Annotated in this window: 18 protein-coding genes; 7 read left to right on the forward strand and 11 right to left on the reverse strand. The window is 68.1% G+C overall.

What is annotated here, in order from left to right:
- Window positions 1–110: 110 nt before the first annotated feature.
- On the reverse strand, window positions 111–632 hold the full coding sequence (ssb, locus tag HWY37_RS20030) for a single-stranded DNA-binding protein (protein WP_176089706.1): 522 nt from the start codon (window positions 630–632) through the stop codon (window positions 111–113).
- 278 nt (window positions 633–910) lie between these two features.
- Window positions 911–2,128 carry an MFS transporter gene (locus HWY37_RS20035; protein ID WP_175205478.1) on the reverse strand — a complete coding sequence of 406 codons (1,218 nt, stop codon included), beginning with the start codon at window positions 2,126–2,128 and terminating at the stop codon, window positions 911–913.
- Between the two features lie 184 nt (window positions 2,129–2,312).
- Between HWY37_RS20035 and uvrA the strand changes: the two genes are divergently transcribed.
- Both uvrA and HWY37_RS20045 read left to right on the forward strand, forming a co-directional pair.
- On the forward strand, window positions 2,313–5,156 hold the full coding sequence (gene uvrA, locus HWY37_RS20040; protein WP_420872207.1) for an excinuclease ABC subunit UvrA: 2,844 nt from the start codon (window positions 2,313–2,315) through the stop codon (window positions 5,154–5,156).
- 48 nt (window positions 5,157–5,204) lie between these two features.
- The gene (locus HWY37_RS20045; RefSeq protein WP_175205477.1) at window positions 5,205–5,867 is read left to right on the forward strand and encodes a glutathione S-transferase family protein; all 663 of its coding nucleotides are present in this window, start codon (window positions 5,205–5,207) and stop codon (window positions 5,865–5,867) included.
- Window positions 5,868–5,900: 33 nt separating this feature from the next.
- Here HWY37_RS20045 and HWY37_RS20050 read toward each other — a convergent pair whose 3' ends face one another.
- Complete coding sequence (locus HWY37_RS20050; protein ID WP_176089707.1) at window positions 5,901–6,803, reverse strand: LysR family transcriptional regulator; 903 nt, start codon at window positions 6,801–6,803, stop codon at window positions 5,901–5,903.
- Between the two features lie 129 nt (window positions 6,804–6,932).
- Here HWY37_RS20050 and HWY37_RS20055 point away from each other — a divergent pair, with 129 nt between their 5' ends.
- Together HWY37_RS20055 and HWY37_RS20060 are read left to right on the forward strand one after the other, a co-directional pair.
- Window positions 6,933–7,934, forward strand: coding sequence for a tripartite tricarboxylate transporter substrate binding protein (locus tag HWY37_RS20055; RefSeq protein ID WP_176089800.1), 1,002 nt, complete (start codon window positions 6,933–6,935; stop codon window positions 7,932–7,934).
- A gap of 23 nt (window positions 7,935–7,957) precedes the next feature.
- Window positions 7,958–9,151, forward strand: coding sequence for a M20 aminoacylase family protein (locus tag HWY37_RS20060; RefSeq protein WP_175205475.1), 1,194 nt, complete (start codon window positions 7,958–7,960; stop codon window positions 9,149–9,151).
- A 45-nt stretch (window positions 9,152–9,196) separates the two neighbouring features.
- On the opposite strand, the gene HWY37_RS20065 is transcribed toward HWY37_RS20060, so the two are convergent.
- Genes HWY37_RS20065 through HWY37_RS20075 form a run of 3 tightly spaced genes read right to left on the reverse strand, consistent with a single transcriptional unit; the run spans window position 9,197 to window position 12,062 of the window.
- Complete coding sequence (locus tag HWY37_RS20065) at window positions 9,197–10,324, reverse strand: deoxyguanosinetriphosphate triphosphohydrolase (RefSeq protein ID WP_246302362.1); 1,128 nt, start codon at window positions 10,322–10,324, stop codon at window positions 9,197–9,199.
- A gap of 23 nt (window positions 10,325–10,347) precedes the next feature.
- Window positions 10,348–11,424 (reverse strand): 3-dehydroquinate synthase, encoded by a 1,077-nt coding sequence (gene aroB, locus HWY37_RS20070; RefSeq protein ID WP_175205474.1) that lies wholly within the window; start codon window positions 11,422–11,424, stop codon window positions 10,348–10,350.
- The gene (locus HWY37_RS20075; protein ID WP_175205473.1) at window positions 11,421–12,062 is read right to left on the reverse strand and encodes a shikimate kinase; all 642 of its coding nucleotides are present in this window, start codon (window positions 12,060–12,062) and stop codon (window positions 11,421–11,423) included. The genes aroB and HWY37_RS20075 overlap by 4 nt, the downstream gene beginning before the upstream one ends.
- Before the next feature lie 114 nt (window positions 12,063–12,176).
- Here HWY37_RS20075 and HWY37_RS20080 point away from each other — a divergent pair, with 114 nt between their 5' ends.
- Complete coding sequence (locus tag HWY37_RS20080; protein WP_175205472.1) at window positions 12,177–14,624, forward strand: penicillin-binding protein 1A; 2,448 nt, start codon at window positions 12,177–12,179, stop codon at window positions 14,622–14,624.
- A gap of 60 nt (window positions 14,625–14,684) precedes the next feature.
- Here the strand turns inward: HWY37_RS20080 and cyaY are convergent, their stop codons facing one another.
- The gene (cyaY, locus tag HWY37_RS20085; RefSeq protein ID WP_175205471.1) at window positions 14,685–15,014 is read right to left on the reverse strand and encodes an iron donor protein CyaY; all 330 of its coding nucleotides are present in this window, start codon (window positions 15,012–15,014) and stop codon (window positions 14,685–14,687) included.
- A gap of 93 nt (window positions 15,015–15,107) precedes the next feature.
- Here cyaY and lptM point away from each other — a divergent pair, with 93 nt between their 5' ends.
- Together lptM and lysA are read left to right on the forward strand one after the other, a co-directional pair.
- On the forward strand, window positions 15,108–15,236 hold the full coding sequence (gene lptM, locus HWY37_RS20090; protein ID WP_246302363.1) for an LPS translocon maturation chaperone LptM: 129 nt from the start codon (window positions 15,108–15,110) through the stop codon (window positions 15,234–15,236).
- A complete protein-coding gene (gene lysA / locus HWY37_RS20095; RefSeq protein WP_176089708.1) occupies window positions 15,233–16,525 on the forward strand; it encodes a diaminopimelate decarboxylase in 1,293 nt (430 codons plus the stop codon). Before lptM ends, lysA begins: the two co-directional genes overlap by 4 nt.
- Before the next feature lie 51 nt (window positions 16,526–16,576).
- Here the strand turns inward: lysA and HWY37_RS20100 are convergent, their stop codons facing one another.
- The 4 genes from HWY37_RS20100 to HWY37_RS20115 are packed head-to-tail and all read right to left on the reverse strand — an operon-like array spanning window position 16,577 to window position 23,729.
- Window positions 16,577–18,055 (reverse strand): serine/threonine-protein kinase, encoded by a 1,479-nt coding sequence (locus HWY37_RS20100; protein WP_176089709.1) that lies wholly within the window; start codon window positions 18,053–18,055, stop codon window positions 16,577–16,579.
- Between the two features lie 19 nt (window positions 18,056–18,074).
- On the reverse strand, window positions 18,075–18,809 hold the full coding sequence (tagF, locus tag HWY37_RS20105) for a type VI secretion system-associated protein TagF (protein ID WP_176089710.1): 735 nt from the start codon (window positions 18,807–18,809) through the stop codon (window positions 18,075–18,077).
- 13 nt (window positions 18,810–18,822) lie between these two features.
- Window positions 18,823–22,446, reverse strand: coding sequence for a type VI secretion system membrane subunit TssM (tssM, locus tag HWY37_RS20110; RefSeq protein WP_176089711.1), 3,624 nt, complete (start codon window positions 22,444–22,446; stop codon window positions 18,823–18,825).
- Window positions 22,443–23,729: a DotU family type VI secretion system protein gene (locus tag HWY37_RS20115; RefSeq protein ID WP_175205465.1), complete on the reverse strand. Its 1,287-nt coding sequence runs from the start codon at window positions 23,727–23,729 to the stop codon at window positions 22,443–22,445. The genes tssM and HWY37_RS20115 overlap by 4 nt, the downstream gene beginning before the upstream one ends.
- Window positions 23,730–23,746: the final 17 nt, after the last annotated feature.

Here is a 23,746-nt window from a genome sequence, read left to right on the forward strand (position 1 = left end):
CATGAATGTCCTCCCGGATACCTGACAACACGCTGCCCACGGACAATAAAAAAACCCGGTAAATCAATGATCTACCGGGTTCGTGCGCAGGCCTCTTGCAGACTGGCGGTTTAGAACGGAATGTCGTCGTCCATATCCGCCAGGTTGGCGCCGCTGCTGGCCGGAGCCGCTGCGGGAGCCGGACGCTGCTGGGGCGCCGGGCGCTGGGCCGGGGCGCGCTGCTGCGGCGCGCGCGCGGGCGCGTCGTCGTAGCCGCCGCCACCGCCGTAGCTTGCGCCACCGCCGCCGCCGTCTTCGCGGCCGCCCAGCATCTGCATCTGGTCGGCAACGATTTCGGTGCTGTAGCGGTCAGCGCCGGTGTCCTTGTCTTGCCACTTGCGCGTCTTCAGGCGGCCTTCGATGTAGACCGAGCGGCCCTTCTTCAGGTATTCGCCGGCGATTTCAGCCAGGCGGTTGTACATGACGACGCGGTGCCATTCCGTTTCTTCGCGGCGTTCGCCCGAAGCCTTGTCTTTCCAGGTGGAGGTGGTGGCAATGGACATATTGCAGATTGCCGCCCCTTCGGGGCTGTAGCGGACTTCCGGGTCGCGTCCCAGATTGCCCACGAGTATGACTTTGTTAACCGATGCCATGCCGTTGTCCCTCTGTTGTTGACAGCCTGCGTGTGCGTTGCCGCGGACGCGCCGGCAACAACATAAAAGCGATGTTGAAGACCGGCTTCATGAAACACGCCGGTCACCGCAACGATGACCGGCGACGCCGGGTGGAACCCTGAGTGAAGCCCTGATTTGATGCGTATTATCGACGAAAAGCGCCCGCCGCGCCAAACCAGGATGTGACAAAGCCAGCCACCCTGGCGCGGCGATTTTGGCCGCTGTTGGACGCTTTTCGGGGCGGGATCCCCACCGTTTCAGCCTGCGCGGGCCGAAGCCCGGCCCTCCGGCGCCGGCAGCGGCCGCAGCGCCCAGGTCACGGCCAGCCAGATGGCCGACAGCGCTGCGGCGGCCATGAAAACGGCGCTGGAACCGGAATGCGCGGCCAGCCAGCCGCCCAGCGCGCCGCCGGTGAACAGGCCGGCGGCCTGGGCGGTGTTGTAGAAGCCCAGCGCCAGGCCCTTGTAGGCCTGGGGCGCCACCCGCGACACCAGCGAAGGCTGCAAGGCTTCCAGCACGTTGAAGGCGACGAAGAATCCCGTCAGCGCGGCGGCCAGGGTGTAGAAGCCGTGGCTGGCCGCGGGCAGCAAGGCACACACCAGCACCAGGCCGGCGACGGCGGCGCGCAAGGCGCCGCGATGGGCGCGGCGCTTTTCCGCCACGAACACCACCGGCACCATCAGCACGAAGGACACCAGGATGACCGGCAGGTAGACCTTCCAGAGCTCGCGCGCGTCCAGCCCGCCCACCTTGGCCAGCAGCGCCGGCACCACCACGAACAGCGCCACCTGGATCAGGTGCAGCACGAACACGCCGAAATTCAGCCGCAGCAGGTCGGTATGGGTCAGGACTTCGCGCGGCCGGGCGGCCTGCATGGTGCGGGCATGGGTCAGCGGCACCACGGGCACGACCCAGCGCGCCACGGCCAGGCAGACCACGCCCAGGCAGGCGATGGTCCAGAACAGGCCCGACAGGCCCCACCAGCCCACCAGCACGGGCGACAGCACCAAAGAAACGGCGAAGGACAGGCCGATCGACCCGCCCACCATGGCCATGGCGCGGGTGCGGACCTCGTCGCGGGTGGAATCGGCCAGCCAGGCGGTGACCGCCGCGGAAATGGCGCCGGCGCCCTGGATGGCGCGGCCGATGGTGATCCAGTAGACGTCCGACGCCTGCGCGCAGACGATGCTGCCCGCCACGAACAGCAGCAGGCCGAACAGCACCACGGGGCGGCGGCCCCAGCGGTCGGACGCCAGGCCGAAGGGGATCTGCATGAATGCCTGGGTCAGGCCGTACATGCCCAGCGCCAGGCCGACGCGGGCGGGATCGTCCCCGCCCGGCATGCCGGCCGCGGCCACGGCGAACACGGGCAGCAACAGGAACAGCCCCAGCATCCGCGCGGCGAACAGGCCGGCCAGCGCCACGCTGGCGCGGCGTTCCGACGGGGTCAATTTCAGTTTGGTATCTGCCTGCATGCGGAAAATTCAACGATGACTAGGGCTGCTCGCGCGCGTGCTGTCACACGCTCACGGTCTGATCTGGCGGTGCGGCGCCGCCCCCGGGACTATCCAGGCTGAACTACTGCCCCGAACGCGGGGGGATTCGGCGCGCTATAGTACCAAGTTGGCCTTTGAAACCGCTTAAAAGAGCCCGATAGACGTGACCATACGCATTCGGGGTGCGCGCACCCACAATCTCAAGAACGTCTCGCTGGACCTGCCGCGCCATAAGCTGGTGGTGGTCACCGGCCTGTCCGGCTCGGGCAAATCCTCGCTGGCGTTCGACACGCTGTACGCGGAGGGCCAGCGCCGCTACGTGGAAAGCCTGTCCGCCTACGCCCGCCAGTTCCTGCAGCTGATGGACAAGCCGGACGTGGACCTGATCGAGGGCCTGTCCCCGGCGATTTCCATCGAGCAGAAGGCGGCGGGCCACAACCCCCGCTCCACCGTCGGCACCATCACCGAAATCCACGACTACCTGCGCCTTTTGTACGCGCGGGTCGGCACGCCCTACTGCCCGGACCACGGCCTGCCGCTACAGGCGCAAAGCGTGAGCCAGATGGTGGACGCGGTGCTGTCCTGGACGCCCGAGACCCGCCTGGCGGTGCTGGCGCCGATCGCCCGCGGCAAGAAAGGCAGCTTCGAGGACGAATGCGCCAGCCTGCAGGCGCAGGGCTACGTGCGCCTGCGCGTGGACGGCCAGCTGACCGAAATCGACGGCATGACGCCGCTGAAGAAGACCGAGAAGCACGACATCGACGTGGTCATCGACCGGCTGCGCATCAAGCCCGAAAGCAAGCAGCGCCTGGCGGAAAGCTTCGAAACCGCGCTGCAGCTGGCCGAAGGCCGCGCCCTGGCGCTGGACATGGACAGCGGGCGCGAACAGGTCTTCTCCAGCCGCTACGCCTGCCCGGTGTGCAGCCACAGCCTGCCCGAGCTGGAACCGCGCCTGTTCAGCTTCAACAACCCCATGGGCGCCTGCCCCAGTTGCGACGGCATCGGCCAGGTCGGCTTCTTCGACCCCAAGCGGGTGGTCGCCTTCCCCGAACTCAGCCTGGCGGCCGGCGCCATCCGCGGCTGGGACCGCCGCAACGCCTTCACCCATTCGCTGTTGACCAGCCTGGCGGCGCACTACGAATTCGATATCGAGGCGCCCTTCGAGGACCTGCCCGAAGCGCTGCGCGACAAGGTGCTGTACGGCTCCGGCGAAGAAGAGATCTCGTTCCTCTACCTGAACGAGAAGGGCCGCAGCACGGTCAAGCGCCATACCTTCGAAGGCGTGATCCCGAACCTGGAGCGCCGCTGGCGCGAGACCGATTCGGCCACCGTGCGCGAAGAGCTCGGCAAGTACCGCAACATCAAGACCTGCCCGGACTGCGGCGGCTCGCGCCTGCGGCCCGAGGCGCGCAACGTGCTGATCGGCCACGATCCGCGCGGCGGCGAACGCCATGGCCAGGCCATCTACGAGGTCGAGGCCATGCCGCTGTCGACCTGCCTGGCCTGGTTCCGCGACCTGAACCTGACCGGCGCCAAACAGGAGATCGCGCAGCGCATCGTGCGCGAGATCGAGGCGCGCCTGAGCTTCCTGAACAACGTCGGCCTGAACTACCTGTCGCTGGACCGCAGCGCCGATACGATTTCCGGCGGCGAGGCGCAGCGCATCCGCCTGGCCAGCCAGATCGGCTCGGGCCTGACCGGTGTGATGTACGTGCTGGACGAGCCCTCGATCGGCCTGCACCAGCGCGACAACGACAGGCTGATCGGCACCCTGCAGCACCTGCGCGATCTCGGCAACAGCGTCATCGTGGTCGAGCACGACGAAGACATGATCCGCATGGCCGACTGGGTCGTGGACATGGGACCGGGCGCGGGCGAGCATGGCGGCGAGGTCGTGGCGCAAGGCGATCCCGAAACCGTGCAGCGCGATCCCCATTCGCTGACCGGCCAGTACCTCAGCGGCGCGCGCGCCATCGCCATTCCGCAGCGCCGCCCCGTCACGGACGAACTGGCCTGGCTCACCCTGACGGGCGCCAGCGGCAATAACCTGAAGGACGTGGACCTGCGCATCCCGGCGGGCCGCCTGGTGTGCGTGACCGGGGTGTCCGGATCGGGCAAGTCCACGCTGGTCAACGACACGCTGGCGGTCGCCGTGTCGCGCCAGCTGCACCACGCGCAGAGCGAACCCGCCCCCTACGTGTCGATGCAGGGGCTGGAGAACTTCGACAAGATCATCAGCGTGGACCAGAGCCCCATCGGCCGCACGCCGCGCAGCAACCCCGCGACCTACACGGGCCTGTTCACGCCCATCCGCGAGCTGTTCGCGGGCGTACCGGAAGCGCGCACCCGCGGCTACGATCCGGGGCGCTTCAGCTTCAACGTCAAGGGCGGACGCTGCGAAGCCTGCCAAGGCGACGGCGTGGTCAAGGTCGAAATGCACTTCCTGCCCGACATGTACGTGCCTTGCGACGTCTGCCACGGCAAGCGCTACAACCGCGAAACACTGGAAATCCGCTATCGCGGCCGCAACATCAGCGAAGTGCTGGACCTGACGGTGGAGCAGGCGCTGGAATACTTCGAGTCCGTGCCGGCCATCGCGCGCAAGCTGCACACGCTGATCGACGTGGGCCTGTCGTACATCCGCCTGGGCCAGAGCGCGACCACCCTGTCGGGCGGCGAAGCGCAGCGCGTGAAGCTGTCGCAGGAACTGTCGCGGCGCAGCACCGGCCGCACGCTCTACATCCTGGACGAGCCCACCACGGGCCTGCACTTCCGCGACATCGAACTGCTGCTGCAAGTGTTGAACCAGCTGGTCGACAGTGGCAATACGGTGCTGATCATCGAGCACAACCTGGACGTCATCAAGACCGCGGACTGGGTGGTCGACATGGGCCCCGAAGGCGGCGACGGCGGCGGCCGCGTGGTGGCGCAGGGCACGCCGGAAGACGTGGCCGGCACGGCCGCCAGCCACACCGGACAATACCTGGGCAAGCTGCTGCGCCGCTGAACCAGCACCTGAATCATCGTCAGATCAACGACTAGAAAGGATCGCCGCATGTACACCCTGATCATCGGCAACAAGAACTACTCGTCCTGGTCCCTGCGTCCATGGATCGCCTTGCGCGCGGCGGGCATACCCTTCACCGAACAGAAGCTCGGCTTCTTCACCGAGGAATTCTCGCGTCGCGTGGGCGCGGTGTCGCCCGCGGGCCTGGTGCCCGTGCTGCTGGACGGCGAATTCGCGATCTGGGACACGCTGGCGATCTGCGAGTACCTGGCCGAACGCCATCCCGAAGCCCGCCTGTGGCCGCAGGATGTGCGCGCCCGCGCCCGCGCACGCTCGCTCGCCGCGCAGATGCACAGCGGCTTCGGCGCGATGCGCCAGGCGCTGCCCATGAACGTCGAAGCGCGCCTGCCCGACATCGACGTCCCCGCGGCCGCGCAACAGGACATCGCGCGCCTGCAAGCCCTCTGGCGCGACACGCGCGCGGAATTCGGCCAGGGCGGACCGTTCCTGTTCGGCCAGTTCTCGATCGCCGACGCCTTCTTCGCGCCGGTGGTCTCGCGCTTCACCACCTATGGCATCGAAGCCACCGGCCCGGTGCGCGACTACATGGACGCGGTGCTGGCGCTGCCCGCCATGCAGGAATGGATCCGCGACGCGCTGGCGGAAGCCACCTTCGTGCCCGAGGACGAGCCCTACCGCAAGCACCGCTGAAGCGCGTGCAGGCGATGCGTTCAATCTGCGCGTTCAATCGCGCAGGCGCTGCGCCACGAAGTCGCGCACCAGCGTCATCGCCGGCGCCTCGGTGCGGCCCGTCAGCGTCACCATCGCGAATAGCGCGTGGCTGCGCAGCGGCGGGTCGGTAGGCAGTTCCGTGAGCTCGCCCGCGGCGATGCCGACCCGCGCCGCGCCCACGATGCCCAGAAACACCGCATCCGACACTCGCACCGCTTCCAGCACGCTGCCGATTTCATCGCAGCGCAGACGCATCCAGGTCTGCGGGTCGGCCTCCACGCCGAAATGGTCGACCACGATGCGCACGGTGTCGGCGGCCAGGAACGTGGATGCCAGGGGATAGGCCGCGACGTCCGCGAAGCGCGCCGGCCGCCCTGTCTGGGCCAGTGGGTGCCCCCGGCGGCAGATGAAGCCGGCGCGCATTTCCGATATGGGTTCGATGCGCAGGTCGGCCGCGGGCACGATGCCCCGCGTATCGACCACCAGCGCATCCAGGCGGCGCTGGCGCAACAACGCCAGGTGCGCCTCGGGCGAGCCGCGCATCACGTCCAGCCGCAATTGCGGATAGTGCTGCGCCACGTGCGCCAGCAGCGGCGTCATGAGCATGACGCCCGGCCCCGACCCCAGACCGATGCTGATGCTGCCACGGTCGCCCTGGGTCAGCAGTTCCGCGCTGCGGCGCAACTCGCCCGATTCGAACAGGATGCGCCGCGCGCGGTTGGCGACGGTCAGGCCCAGCGGCGTCAGTTCGGTGCGCTTGCCCATGCGGTCCAGCAGCCGCGCCCCCAGGTCATCCTCCAGCAAGCGGATGCTGCGGCTGAGCGCCGACTGGGTCAGGTGCAGGTGTTCGGCCGCGCGGCTGAAGGATCCTGCCTCGGCCACCGCCAGCAGATGTTCGAGCTGCTTCAGATTCATGCCCGGGTCCCCGTTTAACTATGAGTTTTTTTTCTAGCTTCCAGAATAACAATTCGTTAGACAACTAGCGAGGCCTGTCCCTAGCATGCGGATCACGCCTATATCCATTCCAAGGGGAATTTCGTGAGCATGCTTTCCAATGGCCTGCGCCTGGCCGGTTGTGCCTTGGCGCTGGGCGCGGCATTGCTGGGTCAGAGCGCCCGGGCCGCAGACTATCCCGACCGGCCCGTCATGATGATGGTGCCCTACCCCGCCGGCGGCGCGTCCGACTCCATCGCCCGCGTGGTGGCCTCGCCCGTGTCCAAGCAGCTGGGCCAGCCCGTGCTTGTGGAAAACCTGGGCGGCGTCAGCGGCGCGCTGGGCGCGCAGAAGGTGCTGTCGGCCAAGGCCGACGGCTATTACCTGTTCCAGGGCTCGCCCAACGAACTGATTCTTTCGCCCATCGCCAACCCCGCGGTCAAGCTCAAGAGCGAGGATTTCCGCCTGGTGCAGATGATAGGTATGGCGCCCCTGGTGATCGTGGCGCGCGCCGACCTGCCCGCCAACAACGCCGACGAACTGGTCGCGCTGGCGCGCTCGCGCTCGGCCACGCAGCCGCTGACCTTCGGCAGCGTGGGCGTGGGCTCGCTCTACCACGTGCTGGGCGAACATCTGGCGCGCACCATCGGCGCCAACATGATGCACGTGCCGTACAAGGGCGGCGCTCCGCTGATGCAGGACATCGGCGGCGGCCAGGTGGACCTGGCCATCCTGCCGCTATCGCAGCAGCAAGTGGCGCTGGCCGAGCAAGGCCGCATCAAGCTGCTGGCCAACCTGGATCCGCAGCGCAGCCAGCTGCCCTCGCTCAAGGCCGTGCCGTCGGTCAACGAAGGCAAGCTGCTCAAGGGCTTCAACTTCACCACCTGGACCGGCTACTTCGTCAAGCGCGACACGCCGCAGGACGTGGTGTCGCGCCTGAACGCCGCGCTCAATGCCTCGATGCAGGATCCCGCGGTGAAGGACAGCCTGGCCTACCAGAACATCGAGGTCTCCGCCCCCATGAGCGCGGAACAGGCCGACGCCATGTACCGCGCCGAAACCGAGCGTTTCCGCGAAATTTCCAGCCATGTGAAATTGGCCGGCAACCAGTGACCCGACTCCAGGACCTACCCGACATGCATCCCGTTCTGCAGGCCATGACCGCCCAGGCCGATGAATTCGTCTCGATTCGCCGCGACATCCACCGCCACCCCGAACTCGGCTTCCAGGAATTCCGCACCAGCGACCTGGTGGCGCAATGCCTGACGCAATGGGGCTATGAAGTGGAACGCGGACTGGGCGGCACCGGCGTGGTCGGGCAATTGCGCCGCGGCAGCGGCGGCAAGCGCCTGGGCCTGCGCGCCGACATGGACGCCCTACCCATCCAGGAAGCCACGGGCCTGGATCACGCCAGCTGCAACGAAGGCATCATGCACGCCTGCGGCCACGACGGCCACACCGCCATGCTGCTGGCGGCCGCGCATCACCTGGCCAGACATGGCGGCTTCGACGGCACGCTCAACCTGATCTTCCAGCCCGCCGAAGAAGGCCTGGGCGGCGCCAAGCGCATGATGGAGGACGGGCTGTTCAGCAAGTATCCCTGCGACGCCATCTTCGCCATGCACAACATGCCGGGCCATCCGCAAGGCCGCCTGCTGCTGCGCGACGGCGCCGCCATGGCCTCGTCCGACAACGTCACCATCGTGCTGGAGGGCGTGGGCGGACACGGCGCCATGCCGCATTGCGCCGCCGATCCGGTCGTCGCCGGCGCGGCCATCGTGCTGGGCCTGCAAAGCATCGTCGCCCGCAACATCGATCCCCTGCACATGGCGGTGATCACGGTCGGCGCATTCAATGCGGGCCGCGCCAACAACGTCATCCCCCAGACCGCGACGCTGAAGCTCAGCGTGCGCGCGCTGGACCGCGGCGTGCGCGACACGCTGCAGGCGCGCATCACCGAACTGGTCCACAGCCAGGCGGCCAGCTACCAGGTGCGCGCGACCATCGACTACGGCCGCGGCTATCCCGTGCTGGTGAACACCAGGGAAGAAACCGATTTCGCGCGCCAGGTGGCGGTGGAACTGGTGGGCGCCGAGCAGGTGGAACTCCAGACCCGGGCGCTGACCGGCAGCGAGGACTTCGCTTTCATGCTGGAGGAAGTGCCCGGCTCCTACCTGCTGGTGGGCAATGGCGACGGTTCGGCGGAAGGCTTCAACAGCGGGCATGGCGCCTGCATGGTGCACAACCCGGGCTATGACTTCAACGACCACAGCCTGCCCGTGGGCTCGGCCTACTGGGTGCTGCTGACGCAGCGTTATCTGGCCGGCTGAGACTGAGCGGTGGTTACGCGCCCGCGCTGTCGCGGGCGCAGCGCCTCAAGCCATCTCGAACAGGCGCTTGTGCTCGCGGATGGCGTAGCGGTCGGTCATGCCCGCGATGTAGTCGGCGATGGCGCGGGCCTGCTCGTTGAAGGCCGGCCGGCGGTAATCAGGCGGCAGCAGGCGCGGATCGTCCAGGAAGGCGGCGAACAGCTCGCGCACGATGCGTCGCGCCTTGGTGGTCATGCGCAGCACGCGGTAGTGGCGGTACAGGTTGTCGAACAGGAATTTCTTCAGTTCGTCGGCCTCGCGCCGGATGTCGGGCGAAAACGTCGCCAGCGGCGGCGCGCGCCGCACGTCGTCGGCGGTGGCGGGCGCGAACTCGCGGATGCGCGCCAGCGAAGTCGTCGTCAAGTCGACGATCAGCGTGTTGATCATGCGGCGTATGGTCTCGGCCACGGCGCGGCGCGGAGCCAGCCCGGGATATTTTTCCAGCACGTAGGCGTGGTGCCGCTCGAAGATCGAGACTTCCTTCAGCTGTTCCAGCGTGATCAGGCCCGAGCGCAGTCCGTCGTCGATGTCGTGGTTGTTGTAGGCGACTTCGTCCGCCAGGTTGGCCAGCTGCGCTTCCAATGAAGGCTGGGTGCGGTCCAGGAAACGCTGGCCGACGTCGCCCAGCTGGCGCGCATGCGCGGCCGAGCAATGCTTGAGGATGCCCTCGCGCGTTTCGAAGCACAGGTTCAGGCCGTTGAAGTCCGCGTAGCGTTCTTCCAGTTCGTCCACCACCCGCAGGCTCTGCAGATTGTGCTCGAAGCCGCCGGCCTCGGGCGCCAGTTCCCGCATGCAGGCGTTGAGCTCGTCCTGGCCGGCATGGCCGAAGGGCGTGTGGCCCAGGTCATGCGCCAGCGAAATGGCTTCGGTCAGGTCCTCGGACAGGCCCAGGCTGCGCGCCAGCGTGCGCGCGATCTGGGCCACTTCCAGGCTGTGGGTCAGGCGGGTGCGGAACAGGTCGCCTTCGTGGTTCACGAAGACCTGGGTCTTGTATTCCAGGCGCCGGAACGCGCCGGAATGGACGATGCGATCCCGGTCGCGTTGGAACTCCGTCCGATTCTCCGGCGGCGGCTCGGCGTAGGCCCGCCCGCGCGATTGAGACGGGTGGGATGCATAGGAAGCCAGTTCTTTCATCTGCAACACCGTCTCCAGCGGGTCTATTGGGTGGTGCGGGCCAGGACGGCGCGCACGGCGTCGTCGGGGGCTGCCCGGGTCATGGCCTCGCCGATGCGGGGCATGAGCACGTAGCGGATCGAGCCGCCTTCCGTCTTCTTGTCCACCTGCATCAGGTCCAGCCAGCGGTCGGCGCCGAGGTCGGGGGCCACCACGGGGCAGCCGATGGCGGCCACCAGGGCGCGCACGCGCGCCACGTCGGCGCGGTCGAAGCCGGCGACGTCGGCGGATAGTTCTGCGGCCTGCACCATGCCGCAGCCCACGGCTTCGCCGTGCAGCCAGGCGCCATAGCCCAGGCCGGACTCGATGGCGTGGCCGAAGGTGTGGCCCAGGTTGAGAATGGCGCGCAGGCCGGACTCGCGTTCGTCCTTGCCCACCACCTGCGCCTTCAGCTCGCAGGAGCGGCGGATGGCGTAGGCGACCGCGGCGGGCTCCAGTTCACGCAGCTTCTGCGCGTTTTCCTCGCACCAGGACCAGAAGGCCGGGTCCAGGATCAGGCCGTACTTGATCACTTCCGCCAGGCCCGCGGACACTTCGCGCGCCGGCAACGTATTCAGCACGTCGGTATCGATCTCGACGGCGACCGGCTGGTAGAACGCGCCGATCATGTTCTTGCCCAGCGGGTGGTTGACGGCGGTCTTGCCGCCCACCGACGAATCGACCTGCGACAGCAGGGTGGTGGGCACCTGCAGGAAGCGCACGCCGCGCATGTAGACCGCGGCCGCGAAGCCGGTCATGTCGCCGATGACGCCGCCGCCCAGCGCCACCAGCACGCAGCGGCGGTCCAGCCGGTTGCCCAGCAGCGCGTCGAAGATCAGGTTCAGCGACTGCCAGTCCTTGTAGGCCTCGCCATCGGGCAGTTCGATCCGCAGCACGCGCTTGCCGGTCCGGGCCAGCGCGGCTTCGGCGCGTTCGCCGTACAGGGCGGCGACGGTCGGGTTGGTGACCACGGCGATCGCGGTGGCGTCGGCCGGAATGCTCTGGTCCAGGACGTCCAGGCGGCCGGGGCCGATATGGATCGGGTAGCTTCCGCCCGGGGTGTCCACGTGTACTACGTTCATATGCGCTTCTCGAAGGCTTGCAGTTGCGGCAGCAGCGCCTTGACCAGGGTGTGGATGGGCATGGCGCCCGTTTCCACCACCAGGTCGGCCACTTCCTTATAGAGGGGTTCCCGCAGGGTCATGAGGTCGCGCAGCGTGCCGCGCGGATCGGCGGTGGCCAGCAGGGGACGGTTGCGGTCCCGGCAAGTGCGGCGGAACAATTCGTCCACGCTGGCCCGCAGGTAGACCACGATGCCGCGTTCGCGCAGGCGCTGGCGGTTTTCCGGGGCCAGGATGGCGCCGCCCCCGGTGGCAAGAATTATGTTGCGCCGTTGGGTACACTCTTCCAAGGCGGCAGATTCCCGGCGACGAAAACCGGCTTCGCCCTCGATTTCGAAGATTACCGGCACCCGCACGCCGCAACGCGCCTCGAGCTCATGATCCAAGTCCATAAACTCGCGCCCCAGCGCACGCGCCAGGCCACGCCCTATGGTCGTCTTGCCCGCGCCCATCATCCCGACCAGGAAGACAGGCAGGTCATGCGGCAGGGTCACGGTCTTGCCTGTGCACTCGATCGCGCAAGGCAGGTTTTCGGGCGTCTCGCCGGAGGACGCCGGGTCCGGGTCAGCCTCCGGACATGAGATAGCGGAAAAGTTCATGACGGCATTATCACATCAGCCGCCAGTTGCCCGCCTACCACACTGAACGATTTTGTTACAGAAACCGGTACCCCGTGCTGAGACGGGACCGGAGATACCCGTAAAATCGCCGCGATGAGCAAGCCCCAGAATTCCTCCAAGAAAGACAAGCCCGCCAAGAGCGGATCCCCGATACTGCGATTCTTCGTCAAGGCCGGCATTTTCTGCTTCGGCCTGTTCCTGTGCGGCGTGCTGCTGGCTGGAATGGCGCTGGCGCTGGCCTGGCCCAACCTGCCGGACCTGAACGCCATGACGGACTACCGCCCGCGGGTGCCGCTGCGCGTCTACACGGCGGACCGCGTCCTGATCGGCGAGTTCGGCGAGGAACGCCGCAACGTGCTGCGCTTCAACGAAATCCCGGACGTCATGAAGTCCGCGGTGCTGGCGGCCGAGGACGACCGCTTCTACCAGCACGGCGGGATCGACTGGATGGGCGTGGCGCGCGCGGGCCTGACCAACCTGATCAGCATGTCGAAGTCGCAGGGCGCCAGCACGATCACCATGCAGGTGGCGCGCAACTTCTACCTGTCGTCGGAAAAGACCTATTCGCGCAAGTTCTACGAACTGCTGCTGACCTTCAAGATCGAATCCGAGCTCACCAAGGACCAGATCCTGGAGCTCTACATGAACCAGATCTACCTGGGTCATCGCGCCTATGGCTTTGCCGCCGCTTCGCGCACCTATTTCGGCAAGCCCCTGTCCGAGGTCACGCCCGCCGAAGCCGCCATGCTGGCCGGCATCCCCAAGGCCCCCTCGCGCTTCAACCCGATCGCCAACCGCCCCCGCGCCGAACTGCGCCAGCGCTACGTGCTGGGCCGCATGCACTCGCTGGGCTACCTGACCGAACCTGAATACCAGCAGGCGCTGGCCCAGCCCATCGTCATGAAGTCGGCGGAAGGCACGCCGGCCGGCGGCTATTCCATCCATGGCGAATACGTGGCGGAACTGGCGCGCCAGCTGCTGTTCAACGTGTACCAGGACAACGTCTACTCGCGCGGCATCAATATCTACACCACCGTGCAGTCCAAGGACCAGGAAGCGGCCTACCGCGCCGTGCGCGAAGGCGTGCTGGAATACACGCGCCGCGCTCCCTACCCCGGCCCCGAGGAACAGCTCGACCTGCCGCCGGGCACCGAAAACAACCCGCAGGCGCTCGACGAATTCCTGGACGGCGTGTTCGACAAGTTCAGCGACAGCGGCGACCTGCTCACCGCGCTGGTGCTGTCGGCCAGCCCCACCGAAGTGAAGCTGGCGCGCAGCTCGCGCGAAATCATCACCGTCACCGACAAGAAGGTGCTGGGCGTCGTGGCGCGCGCGCTCAACGACAAGGCCAAGCCCGAGCAGCGCATCAAGCGCGGCTCGGTGGTCTACATCCGCAAGTTCGGCGACAACTGGGAAATCATCAACCTGCCTTCGGTGCAGGCGGCGTTCGTGGCGCTGTCGCCGCAGGACGGCGCCATCCGCGCCATGGTCGGCGGCTTCGATTTCTACCGCGGCAACTTCAACCGCGTGACCCAGGCCTGGCGCCAGCCGGGCTCGAACATCAAGCCCTTCATCTACGCCGCCTCGCTGGAACGCGGCCTGACGCCGGCCACGCAGATCTCGGACCTGCCGTTTGAACTGACGGCCGCGCAGACCGGTTCGAAGGCCTGGAACCCGAAGAACTACGGCAACCAGTACGAACCGATGCTGACCCTGCGCCAGGGCCTGTACAAGTCCAAGAACATGGTGTCGATCCGTATCCTGCAGGCCATCGGCCCGCAGTACGCGCAGGACTACCTGACCCGCTTCGGCTTCGACAAGGCCCGCCAGCCGGCCGTGCTGCCGCTGGCCCTGGGCGCGGGTTCTGTCACGCCGCTGCAGCTGGCAGGCGCCTTCTCGGTGTTCGCCAACGGCGGCTACCGCGTCACGCCCTACCTGATCGACCGCGTCACCGACAGCAACGGCAAGGTCATCATGCAGTCCAAGCCGGTCGTGGCGGGCGACGCCGCGGCCCGCGCCATCGATCCGCGCACCGCCTGGGTCATGGACGACATCCTGCGCGGCGTGGCCACCTACGGCACCGCGGCGCGCGCCCGCGTCCTGCTCAAGCGCAATGACATCGCCGGCAAGACGGGTACCACCAACGAATCCGTGGACGCCTGGTTCTCCGGCTACACCCCCTCGCTGGTCGCCACCGCGTGGCTGGGCTTCGACCAGCCCAAATCGCTGGGCTCGCGCGAAACCGGCGGCGGCGTGGCCATGCCGATCTGGGTCGATTACATGCAATCGGTGCTCAAGGGCGTGCCCGAAGAGAAGCCGCGCCCCCGTCCCGACGGCCTGATCGTGGAGAACGGCGAGTTCTACTTCTCGGAATTCCCGCCGGGTCAGGCGGTCGCCCGCCTGGGCCTGCCCGAAGCCGACACGCTGGGTGAATTCCTCAACGGTCTGAACGGCAGCACCAGCGAGGAAACCCGGATCAAGGTGGCGCCGGGCGTCGGCACGCAGAGCAACGCGCCCTGGTCGCAGAAGATCCCGTTCTAAGGCACAAATGACAAGGCCGGCCCAATGGGCCGGCCTTTTTTTGCCGCGGCCTTGCCGCGGTTACAGGCGTATCGTGACAGGAACGCCGGCAGCCGCCGAACAGATCTGGGACAAGGCGTCCGGCAATTGCGGGCCGCCTCGGGTATCGTTCCAATGCTGGCCGTCGTAGCGGTAGTGGAAACCGCCGCTGCGCGCCGCGACCCACAGCTCCTGCATGGCGGCCTGGCTGTTCACCACCACGTGGGTATTGTCTTCGAAGACCATCGTCAGCACGTTGCCGCTGCGGCTGGTTTCGACGTCGACGTCGAGCGAAGCCGCCCAGTCATCGGCCTGGCTTTCGATGCTGTTCAGCACCTGGTCGATCAACGCAAGAAATTCGGATTCGGTCATAATCGAGCCTGCAAGAATTAGGAGTTCCCAGTGTTCCACTTGGCATTCAGCCGCATGGTCCTTCGCATTGTAGCCACGCTGGCGGCGACCGGCATGGTTGCGGCGTGCGGGTACAAAGGCCCCCTGTACATGCCCACGCCCGACGGCAAGCCGCCGTCGCCCGCGCAGCAACAGCAACAACAGCAACGGATGCCGATACCGCCGGCGCCCACGCTTCCATGACTTCCCGATTCCCCGCGCAGCCTGAACTGGCCGGACATCCGTACTTCCAGTTCCGCAACAATGTCCTGTACGCCGAGGACGTGCCGCTGGATCACCTGGCCGACAAGCTGGGCACGCCGCTGTACGTTTACTCGCGCGCCGCGCTCAAGGCCGCCTGGGAATCCTACCGCAACGCCGTCGGCCAGCATCCGGTGCTGGTCTGCTACGGCATGAAGGCCAATTCCAACCTGGCCGTCCTGAAGGAATTCGCGCGCCTGGGCGCCGGCTTCGACATCGTTTCCGGCGGCGAGCTCAAGCGCGCCCTGGCGGCGGGCGCGGACCCGTCGCGGATCGTGTTTTCCGGCGTGGGCAAACAGGCCTGGGAAATGCGCGCCGCGCTCGCGGCGCGGGTCAAATGCTTCAACGTCGAATCCGAAGCGGAATTGCGCCAGCTGTCGGAAATCGCCCAGGACATGGGCCTGCGCGCGCCCGTCTCGCTGCGGGTGAATCCCGACGTCGACGCGCAGACGCACCCCTACATTTCCACCGGCCTGAAGGAAAACAAGTTCGGCATCGCCATCGAGTCGGCGCTGGACGTCTACCGCAGCGCCCAGTCGCTGCCGGGCCTGGAAATCATGGGCGTGGACTGCCATATCGGTTCACAGCTCACCGACATCAGTCCCTACTTCGACGCGCTGGAAAAACTGCTCGACCTGATCGAAAAGCTGGACCAGGCCGGCATCAAGATCGCCCATCTGGACTTGGGCGGCGGCCTGGGTATCCGCTATACGGATGAAACCCCGCCCTCGCCCCAGGCCTTGCTCGACCGCGTGTTTGAACGCCTGAACGCGCGCGGCTTCGGCCATCTGCACCTGGTGCTGGAACCGGGCCGCTCGCTGGTGGGCAACGCCGGCGTGCTGCTCACGCGGGTCCAGTACCTGAAGCATGCCGAGGCGCGCAACTTCGCCATCGTCGACGCCGCCATGAACGACCTGCTGCGCCCCGCGTTGTACGAGGCCTTCCACGGCGTGCGCCCGGTGCGTCCGCGCGCGGGCGATGAAACCGTCTACGACATCGTCGGTCCGGTCTGCGAAAGCGCCGACTGGCTGGCGAAGCAACGCAAGCTCGCCATCGAGCAAGGCGACCTGCTGGCGGTGGAATCAGCGGGCGCCTACAGCATGGCCATGGCCAGCAACTACAACGCGCGCCCGCGCGCGGCGGAAGCCATGGTCGACGGCGACAAGTACTACGTGGTGCGCCAGCGCGAAACGCTGGACGACCTGCTCAAGGGCGAATCCACCCTGCCCTGACGGGCTTGCCCCATGGCCGCCGCGCCGCGCCAGCGCCGCAGGCAATCTTCTTCACTTGAACTCGTGCACGATCGAGGCCGGCCGGCCCGCCGTCACCGTCAGCGTCATGCGATGGTCTCCCGCCGACGCATTGCGCAGCGTGACCTGGTAGCGGCCCGGCGCCAGGGATAGCTCCCGCAACGGCGGGCTCACTCCGCGCGAACGGCCATTGATCAGCACTTCTCCCCAAGGACGCACGGCCACGCTCACGGTTACGGGTGGGGCTGGCGGCGGTGGCGTCTGGGCGACGGGCTCGGACGCGCCGGGCGCAACCCCAGGCGCCAGTTCCGATGCCACACGCGGCCCGGGTTCGGCGGAAGCCGCCGCGGCTGCGGGCGCGGGTGTGGGTGTCGTTGTCGGCTCGGGTGTGGATGCAGGCACGGACTCGGGAGCGATAGAGGACTCAGGCGCGGAAGTCGATGCTGGTGCCGACGCGGGCGTAGGTTCCTGCGCGGCCGTCGGCCCTGGCGCCGGCTTGTCCGCGGCGGCGGGCGCGGCAGGCGTGGCCGTAGCGGGCGCAGGAGATGACGTCGGCGCGGGCTGAGCCTGCGGCGCACCAGCCAGTTGCACGTTCGGCTGCGCCGACCGGAACCACGCATACCCGCCCGCCGCGCCCAGCAGGACCAGCGCCAGCGCGAACGGCAGGACGCGCCGCCCCCGCGCGGAATGCTCCGAGCGCATCGCGGTCAGGCGGTCGCCTGCGGGCGGCGGCTCGGCGAGTTCGTCCGCGGCCGCTGCGGCCATCAGGGAGGGCGTGGACAGATCCGGGACCAAGTCCAAGTCCGAGTCCAGATCCAGGTTCGGCAGCGTCAGCGGCAGTGGCGGTGGCGCCGATGCAGGTACTGACGTCGGCACAGCAGGCGCTGAATTCGACACAGGCGCTGAAGCCTGCACAGGTGCAGGCGCGGGCTGCGCAGGCACAGGCGGCGCCAGCGCCCCCATCGCCTCCGCCAGCGCCATCGCCGTGCGCGGCCGCGCATGCGCCGGCTGCGCCAGGCCGCCATCGACAGCGGCGCAGAACGCCGCGCCATAGGCGCCCGGTTGCCATTCCTCCAAGGGCAGGTAGTCGTCGCGCACGCGGCGCGCCAGAGCGTCCGGCGGGGCCTCTCCCGTCGCCAGGAAGCGCGCCAGCGCCGCCAGGCCGTACACGTCGGTCCAGGGGCCGCAGGGATAGGCAGGATCGTCCGTGTACTGTTCGAATGCCGCGTAGCCGGCGTGCCGGACGGCGTCTTCATCGTCCGGCATCGCGGCGGGAGCTTGCGCCAGGATGGCGCCGCCCGTCCCGTCGTCGGCCACGGCGCCGGGGCTGATGTCGCCGCGCGCGCGGCCCGTCTCGTGCAGGCTGGCCAGGGCGGCGGACAAGCCGGCCACGAGGCGCAGGATTTCCCGTTCTCGCCGCGGCCCGGGCGGCAGGCGGAGCACATCGTCCAGGCGCGCGGACGCGGCGCCGGCCACGCCCGGCCCCTGCGGCATAGCGAAAGATTGAAGCATGCGCGGTCCTCCGACAGGTTCAGGGATGCCAGGTAGGCAGGGACGAGAACAATCTCGCGAACAGCGTGGCGTTCAGCGCGCCGCCATGCACATAGGTCTGCAACGCCGCGCCGTCCGCCTGGTTGGTCCACCAATAGCTGGTGTGGGAACTGGGGTTGAAGCAGAACGGCAGATCGGGCCAGGCGCCCAGCGCGCGACGCGCCAGGGGCGCGGAATCCGGCTCGCGGCCCGCGCTCAGGATGTCCATGATGTCGTTGCCGCCCGGCGGCGCGGACGCGCTCGGCGGCGCGGACGCGCTCGGCGCCGCGGCCGGCGTGCGCACCTGCTGCAGGCTGCGGTCGAACTGTTCCGCCGGGCAGCCATGGCGCACCGCCGCCAGCATGCTGGCGCCGACCTGCCGGTAGTAGTCGCCGGCGCCGTCCAGGATGCTGCTGTGGTACTGCGCGGGCGGCAAAGCCATGACGACGCACAGGGGATAGCCGCGGCCCACGCGGTCGCGGCTGGGCGTGATGCAGCCCAGCTGCGCCACGCCCGCGCCCGGCCCGGCGGGGATCGCGAAATTCCAGATGGGCGCCGACGCGAAGCCGCGCGCGGCATTGGCATCCGGCGCCTGCTTGAGCGCCGCCAGCCCGAACTGCAGCCAGCGATCCCACCAGGTAATCAGCTCACGCGGCAGGCGCCGGTGCACGAAGTCGCCCGCCGCCGGAATCTTGCCGTACCAGCCTACACGCCCACGTTCCACTCCTAGCTCCATGTCCATGTCCTGTTCACGACGCGCCCGGGCAGGCGAAGGCCTGCATCTCGGCCAGATGGAAAGGGCTCTTGACGCTGCTGGCGGTAATCTCCAGCACCACCTTGCGCCCGCCCAGATCGAATGTGGCCAGCGTGACCTCCGGCGTCGCGCCGCGCCGCAACTGGGCGCGATCCAGCATGCGGTTCAGCGCCCAGGGACCGGACGTGGTCATGCCCGCCGCCCCTTCCTGCGGCGTAAGCTCGATGCGCACCTGGTTGCTGCCGCGCGGCCCGGGCCACTGCACCGTGGTCGCCACCTGCGGGCCATGCGCGTAGCGCACCGCCTGGCCGTCCACGTCCATCACGAACTGGGTAATGCCCGCGTCCATCTCCACGGGCCGGATGGCCACGCGGAACGACGGCATGGGATTGCCCGCCATGAAGTACACGTCGCGGATGACCCCCGCGCGCTGGAATGCGTCCAGCGTGGCGGAGTTCTCTCCCGACTTGCCGTCGATGCCGGGCTTGAAGCGCCAGCGCTGGCCGGACACGTCGATCTGGTTCGCCAGGTTCTTCTGGAAGAAGTCATCCATCAGGCCGCTGGGCCCGAACAGCCGGGCCATGTCGTTGGGCGCCACGTCGCGCGCCGAACGGCTGGAAAACGGATAGCGTCCCGCCACGGACTGGCCGCAGAACATGCCGATGGTGGCCGACACGGTCTCGCCCATGCGTGCGCGGGCCACGTCCGACACTTCGCCGGACGCGTTCACGGACAGGTCGTTGAGCACGCCGCGCAAGGGTCCGGGCAAGCGTCCGGCCTCGGCGCGCAGCTTCGTCACCGAGTCCGAACTGGGCGCGGGGCTGCCGCTGCGCAAGGCCGCGTCCGCCGCGGTCAGGTAGGTATAGAGCTCATTGATGAGACCCGTCGTAGCGGCTATCGGCGAGCTCGTGCCCGCCGCGCCCTCGCCCTGCGCCAGGCGCCGGTAGGGCTCGAAATGCTGGTCCACGATGCGCTCCAGCTTCTCGTCCGAGGCATCGGCCCGCATGGCCGCGCCCGGGCCGGTGGGGCCAAACATCTGCTCCAGCGCCTCGCGCGTGCTGCTGACCCGGTCGCGCGCCTGATCGACCAGCGAGCGGTCGTCCTTGCCGGTATCGCGCAGCAGGGAAGTTTCGCGCGCGACGCCGCGCACCAGCTGCACCAGTGGCGACTCCGGCGCCGACAAGGTGCGCGCCATCTGGATGTTCTGCAATAGCGACTTGCTGGGCGCCAGCTGCAGATCGTTCAGGTAGCCGTCCCACTGCGCCACGTAGTCGTTCATGTACAGCCGCTTGATGTCGGCCACCAGCTGCCGCTGCGCCGCCTGGTCCAGCTGGCCGCGCAGCGGAATGTTCAGGATCCACGCATCGTCTGACCGCAGGACCTCGGCCACGCCGGTGACGCGCTTGTTGAAAACGTCCCAGTAACCGCGGTAGCTGTAGAGCGCGGGAATGCCCTGGCTTAGCGGCTTGCCGCTCTTGCGCACGAATACCGCGCTGGCCTGGGCGCCGCCCAGCGTCACCACGGTGTTCTCCGGCGTGGCGTCGGCATTGGCCAGCGTGCGGCGCAAGCGGCTGTAGGCCCGTTGCGCCAGCGTGTAGCGCGCCAGCTTCTCGCGCGCCTGCGCCACCAGCGCATCGTCCTTCGGAAACGGCGAGGCCAGCACGTGGCTCTGCGTAAGGTTGCGCAGGTGCAGCGACAGCTGCTCGTACTGGCGCCGCGTATAACCTTCGGGCAGCGTGGCCTGCATGTCCGACAAGAGCCAGGCGTGCATGAATTCCGCGTCGTAGCGGTCGGCCTCGTACAGCATCAGATAGGCCCGCAGCGCCTCGTAGGAATACTCCAGGTCGCTGGCCGAGGCGTCGCGCAGCGCGGTCTCCACGCGCCGCGCCACTTGCGGCAGCAGCACCTGGTCCAGCGTATTGCCGTACACGCCCTGCGCCGCCGCCTGCAGCTTCTGACCCTGGTAGAGGCCATAGCGATAGCTGAGCGGCGGCCGGTCGATGTCGAAGCCTTCGTGCTGCGGCAGGTACCAGAGGCTGTCCAGGAACGGCATCAGGCCCAGCAGGTCGCCCGTGCGCGTGATCTTGATCTCGCGCGTCAGCTTCTCCACCGCGGGCACGCGCCGCGCCACCTCTTCCACGTAGTCCGAGTTGTTGCGGTAGCTGATCGCCCAGCCCCCGATCAAGGCCAGGAACGCCGCCGTCACCAGCCCGTACCCGGCCCAGTGCAGCTGCCGGTAGCGGCGCTCCCAGCGCAGGTTGCGGCTCGCCAAACCCGCTTCGCGGAAGATGACGTCCTGCAGCAGGTTCTTCAGGAAGTAGCTGCGGCCCTCGGCCTCGCCGGGCACGCTGGCCGCCGGCGCCGCGCCGCCGTCGATGCGCAGGTAGCGCTTCAGGTGGCCCGTCACCTGGTCGAAGGTCTCGCCGCCCTGCGTGCCGCTGGTGAAATAGACGCCGCGCGGAATGACGCGCGCCTCGAACTTCGAGGTCGCGAAGACATCGCTCAGGAAATGGCCCAGGATGGCCTGCAGGCCCGCGAACTGCTGCGGCAGCATGTAGGCGAGCGCGCGCCGCGCCGGATCGCTCTCGGCCGCCACCACTTCAGGCAGGGCATCGTCCAGGCGCCGCTGCAACAAGGCGTACTCGGCATGAAACGCCTCGTACAGATCGAAGTCCGGTTCCTGTGCGCGCGCATAGGGCAGCGTGAAGCCCCAGATCTGCGCCAGCTCTTCGCGGCTGAAAGACGCGAAGTACTCCTCGAAGCCCGACAACAGATCGGTCTTGGTCACCAGGACGTAGACCGGGAACGCAATGCCCAGCTGCTCGCGCAGTTCCTGCAGCCGCCGCCGCAGCACCGCCGCATGCTGCGCCCTTTCGGCGTCCGACGCCGACAGCAGGTCCTCGACGCTGACCGTGAGCATCGCGCCATTGATGGGCTGGCGGCCGCGGTACTTGCTCAGCAGGCGCAGAAAACCACGCCACTCTTCCTCGTCCCCGGTAGGGTCGCTTTCGTGCGTGGTGTAGCGGCCCGCCGTGTCCAGCAGCACGGCATCGTCGGTGAACCACCAGTCGCAATTGCGGGTGCCGCCCACGCCGCGCAGCGCCACCTTGCCATAACGCTCGGCCAGCGGGAAATTGAGCCCCGAGTTCACCAGCGCGGTGGTCTTGCCCGCGCCCGGCGCGCCGATGATCACGTACCAGGGAAGCTGATACAGGTACTGCTTGGAAAACCTGTCCAGCGCGCCGCGCCTGCCGCGGTTTTCGAAGCGCGTCTTGCGCAGCAGTTCGACCGCCTCGTGAAAGCGCGCCTCCAGCTGGCGTATCTCGTCAGTCTCCGTGTTCTGCTCGGCCGGTTTTTCCTTGGGCCGCGGCCGCCGCAACTGGCTCAGCAGCTGCGCGTTCAAGCGCCCTTCGCGCCACTTGCGCCACAACAGCCGCAGCAGCCAGATCGCGAACATCGCCACGATGACGATGATGCGCACCGTCTCGCTTTCCAGCGGACGCACCGTGCCGATCGCGATGAGCGGCCCCGCGATCCAGATCAGCACCGCCAGGGCCACCAGCCCCAGGAAGTTCCACACGCGGCGGCTGAAGAACCATCCAAACAACCGGTAGATCATTCCTGGCCTCCTTGTCCGCCCTGCTCCTGCGTCACCGGCGGCACCAGCACCGTGATCTCCACCCGCCGGTTCAAGGCGCGGCCGGCGGCCGTGTCATTGGGCGCGACGGGATCCGCGTCGCCGCGGCCCTCCGCCCGCACCCGCGCGGTCTGTCCCAGGCGCTGCTCCAGCATGTCCTTGACTGCGTCCGCGCGAGCCTGGGACAAATGCCAGTTGGAGGGAAAGCGCGCGCTGCGCATCGGCGTGTTGTCGGAATAGCCGCGCACCAGGATGCTGCCCTGCGTTTCGCGCAGGGCGTCGGCCACGCGGGACAGCACTGGCAGGTATTGGTCGCGCACCGAACTGGCGCCCGACTCGAACACGCCGTCGCCGCGCAGCACCACCACGCTGCGATCCACTTCGTCGCGCACGCTCACCAGCTGATCGCGGATCTCCGGGGCCAGGAATACCGCCAGCCGCGGCGCAGGCGCGGGCCGCTTCACCGCCGTCGGCGCGATCTGCACGGTGGGCGGACGAAGCTTGGCGATGGACGCGAACACCAGATCCGATTGGCTGCCCAGCCGCCAGCCCAGGCCCCAATACAGCGCCAGCGCCAGGACGGCGGCCAGCGCGCCGAACACCCACAGCGGCACCGGCAGACGGCGCAGAGGCGTCTGCGCGGGCTCGTCGCGCCAATGCGGCGACAGCGCCAGCGGGTAGTCGCCGCGCGCGCCCCGCAGGATCCGCAGCAGCCGCTGGCGCAAGGTCTCCAGCTGCGAACGGCCGTTGTCGATCACGCGGTAGCGGCCTTCGAAGCCCAGCAGCAGGCAGTAGTAGAGCAACTCCAGCAGATCCAGGTGCTGCGCCGGGTTCTGCGACAGCTTGGCCAGCAGCTGGAAGAATTTTTCGCCGCCCCAGGTTTCGTTGTGGAAGGTGACCAGCAGGCTGTGCGCCGACCACACGCCGCCTCCGCCCCACGGCGTCAGCGCCGCGGCCTCGTCCAGTGCGGTGCACAGGCAATAACGCGCGCCCAGGATGGTCTCGTTGGGGATGCCCGCCTGCTGCGCGCGCAGCTCGAACTGCCGCACCTCGTCCAGCAGATGCTCGCGCAACATCGCGGGCGAAGGATGGGCCGCCGTCGCGCGGATCTGCGGGATCAGGTCCAGCAGCGGGTTGGCCGCCGCCACCAGTGGATTGGCGCCGCTGATGACGTAATCGTGAGGCCGCAGCCGGCCTGCCGAGGCGGCCGCGCCATCGCCCATGCCGCCGGGAGGGCCGGACAGGGTGTGATCCGAAGCATGCATAGTTGTCTCCGCCTGGT

This window comes from Achromobacter anxifer, assembly GCF_903652925.1.
Lineage (GTDB): Bacteria > Pseudomonadota > Gammaproteobacteria > Burkholderiales > Burkholderiaceae_B > Achromobacter > Achromobacter anxifer.

What these genes read in the sequence shown, in the direction of transcription:
- HWY37_RS20045 (WP_175205477.1), top strand. Translation starts at nt 5,205, where the DNA reads ATGTACACCCTGATCATCGGCAACAAGAACTACTCGTCCTGGTCCCTG.
- HWY37_RS20075 (WP_175205473.1), bottom strand. Translation starts at nt 12,062, where the DNA reads ATGAACTTTTCCGCTATCTCATGTCCGGAGGCTGACCCGGACCCGGCG.
- HWY37_RS20065 (WP_246302362.1), bottom strand. Translation starts at nt 10,324, where the DNA reads ATGAAAGAACTGGCTTCCTATGCATCCCACCCGTCTCAATCGCGCGGG.
- HWY37_RS20115 (WP_175205465.1), bottom strand. Translation starts at nt 23,729, where the DNA reads ATGCATGCTTCGGATCACACCCTGTCCGGCCCTCCCGGCGGCATGGGC.
- HWY37_RS20055 (WP_176089800.1), top strand. Translation starts at nt 6,933, where the DNA reads ATGCTTTCCAATGGCCTGCGCCTGGCCGGTTGTGCCTTGGCGCTGGGC.
- ssb (WP_176089706.1), bottom strand. Translation starts at nt 632, where the DNA reads ATGGCATCGGTTAACAAAGTCATACTCGTGGGCAATCTGGGACGCGAC.
- HWY37_RS20080 (WP_175205472.1), top strand. Translation starts at nt 12,177, where the DNA reads ATGAGCAAGCCCCAGAATTCCTCCAAGAAAGACAAGCCCGCCAAGAGC.
- tagF (WP_176089710.1), bottom strand. Translation starts at nt 18,809, where the DNA reads ATGGAGCTAGGAGTGGAACGTGGGCGTGTAGGCTGGTACGGCAAGATT.
- HWY37_RS20035 (WP_175205478.1), bottom strand. Translation starts at nt 2,128, where the DNA reads ATGCAGGCAGATACCAAACTGAAATTGACCCCGTCGGAACGCCGCGCC.
- HWY37_RS20060 (WP_175205475.1), top strand. Translation starts at nt 7,958, where the DNA reads ATGCATCCCGTTCTGCAGGCCATGACCGCCCAGGCCGATGAATTCGTC.
- lysA (WP_176089708.1), top strand. Translation starts at nt 15,233, where the DNA reads ATGACTTCCCGATTCCCCGCGCAGCCTGAACTGGCCGGACATCCGTAC.
- HWY37_RS20100 (WP_176089709.1), bottom strand. Translation starts at nt 18,055, where the DNA reads ATGCTTCAATCTTTCGCTATGCCGCAGGGGCCGGGCGTGGCCGGCGCC.
- tssM (WP_176089711.1), bottom strand. Translation starts at nt 22,446, where the DNA reads ATGATCTACCGGTTGTTTGGATGGTTCTTCAGCCGCCGCGTGTGGAAC.
- HWY37_RS20050 (WP_176089707.1), bottom strand. Translation starts at nt 6,803, where the DNA reads ATGAATCTGAAGCAGCTCGAACATCTGCTGGCGGTGGCCGAGGCAGGA.
- cyaY (WP_175205471.1), bottom strand. Translation starts at nt 15,014, where the DNA reads ATGACCGAATCCGAATTTCTTGCGTTGATCGACCAGGTGCTGAACAGC.
- aroB (WP_175205474.1), bottom strand. Translation starts at nt 11,424, where the DNA reads ATGAACGTAGTACACGTGGACACCCCGGGCGGAAGCTACCCGATCCAT.
- lptM (WP_246302363.1), top strand. Translation starts at nt 15,108, where the DNA reads ATGGTTGCGGCGTGCGGGTACAAAGGCCCCCTGTACATGCCCACGCCC.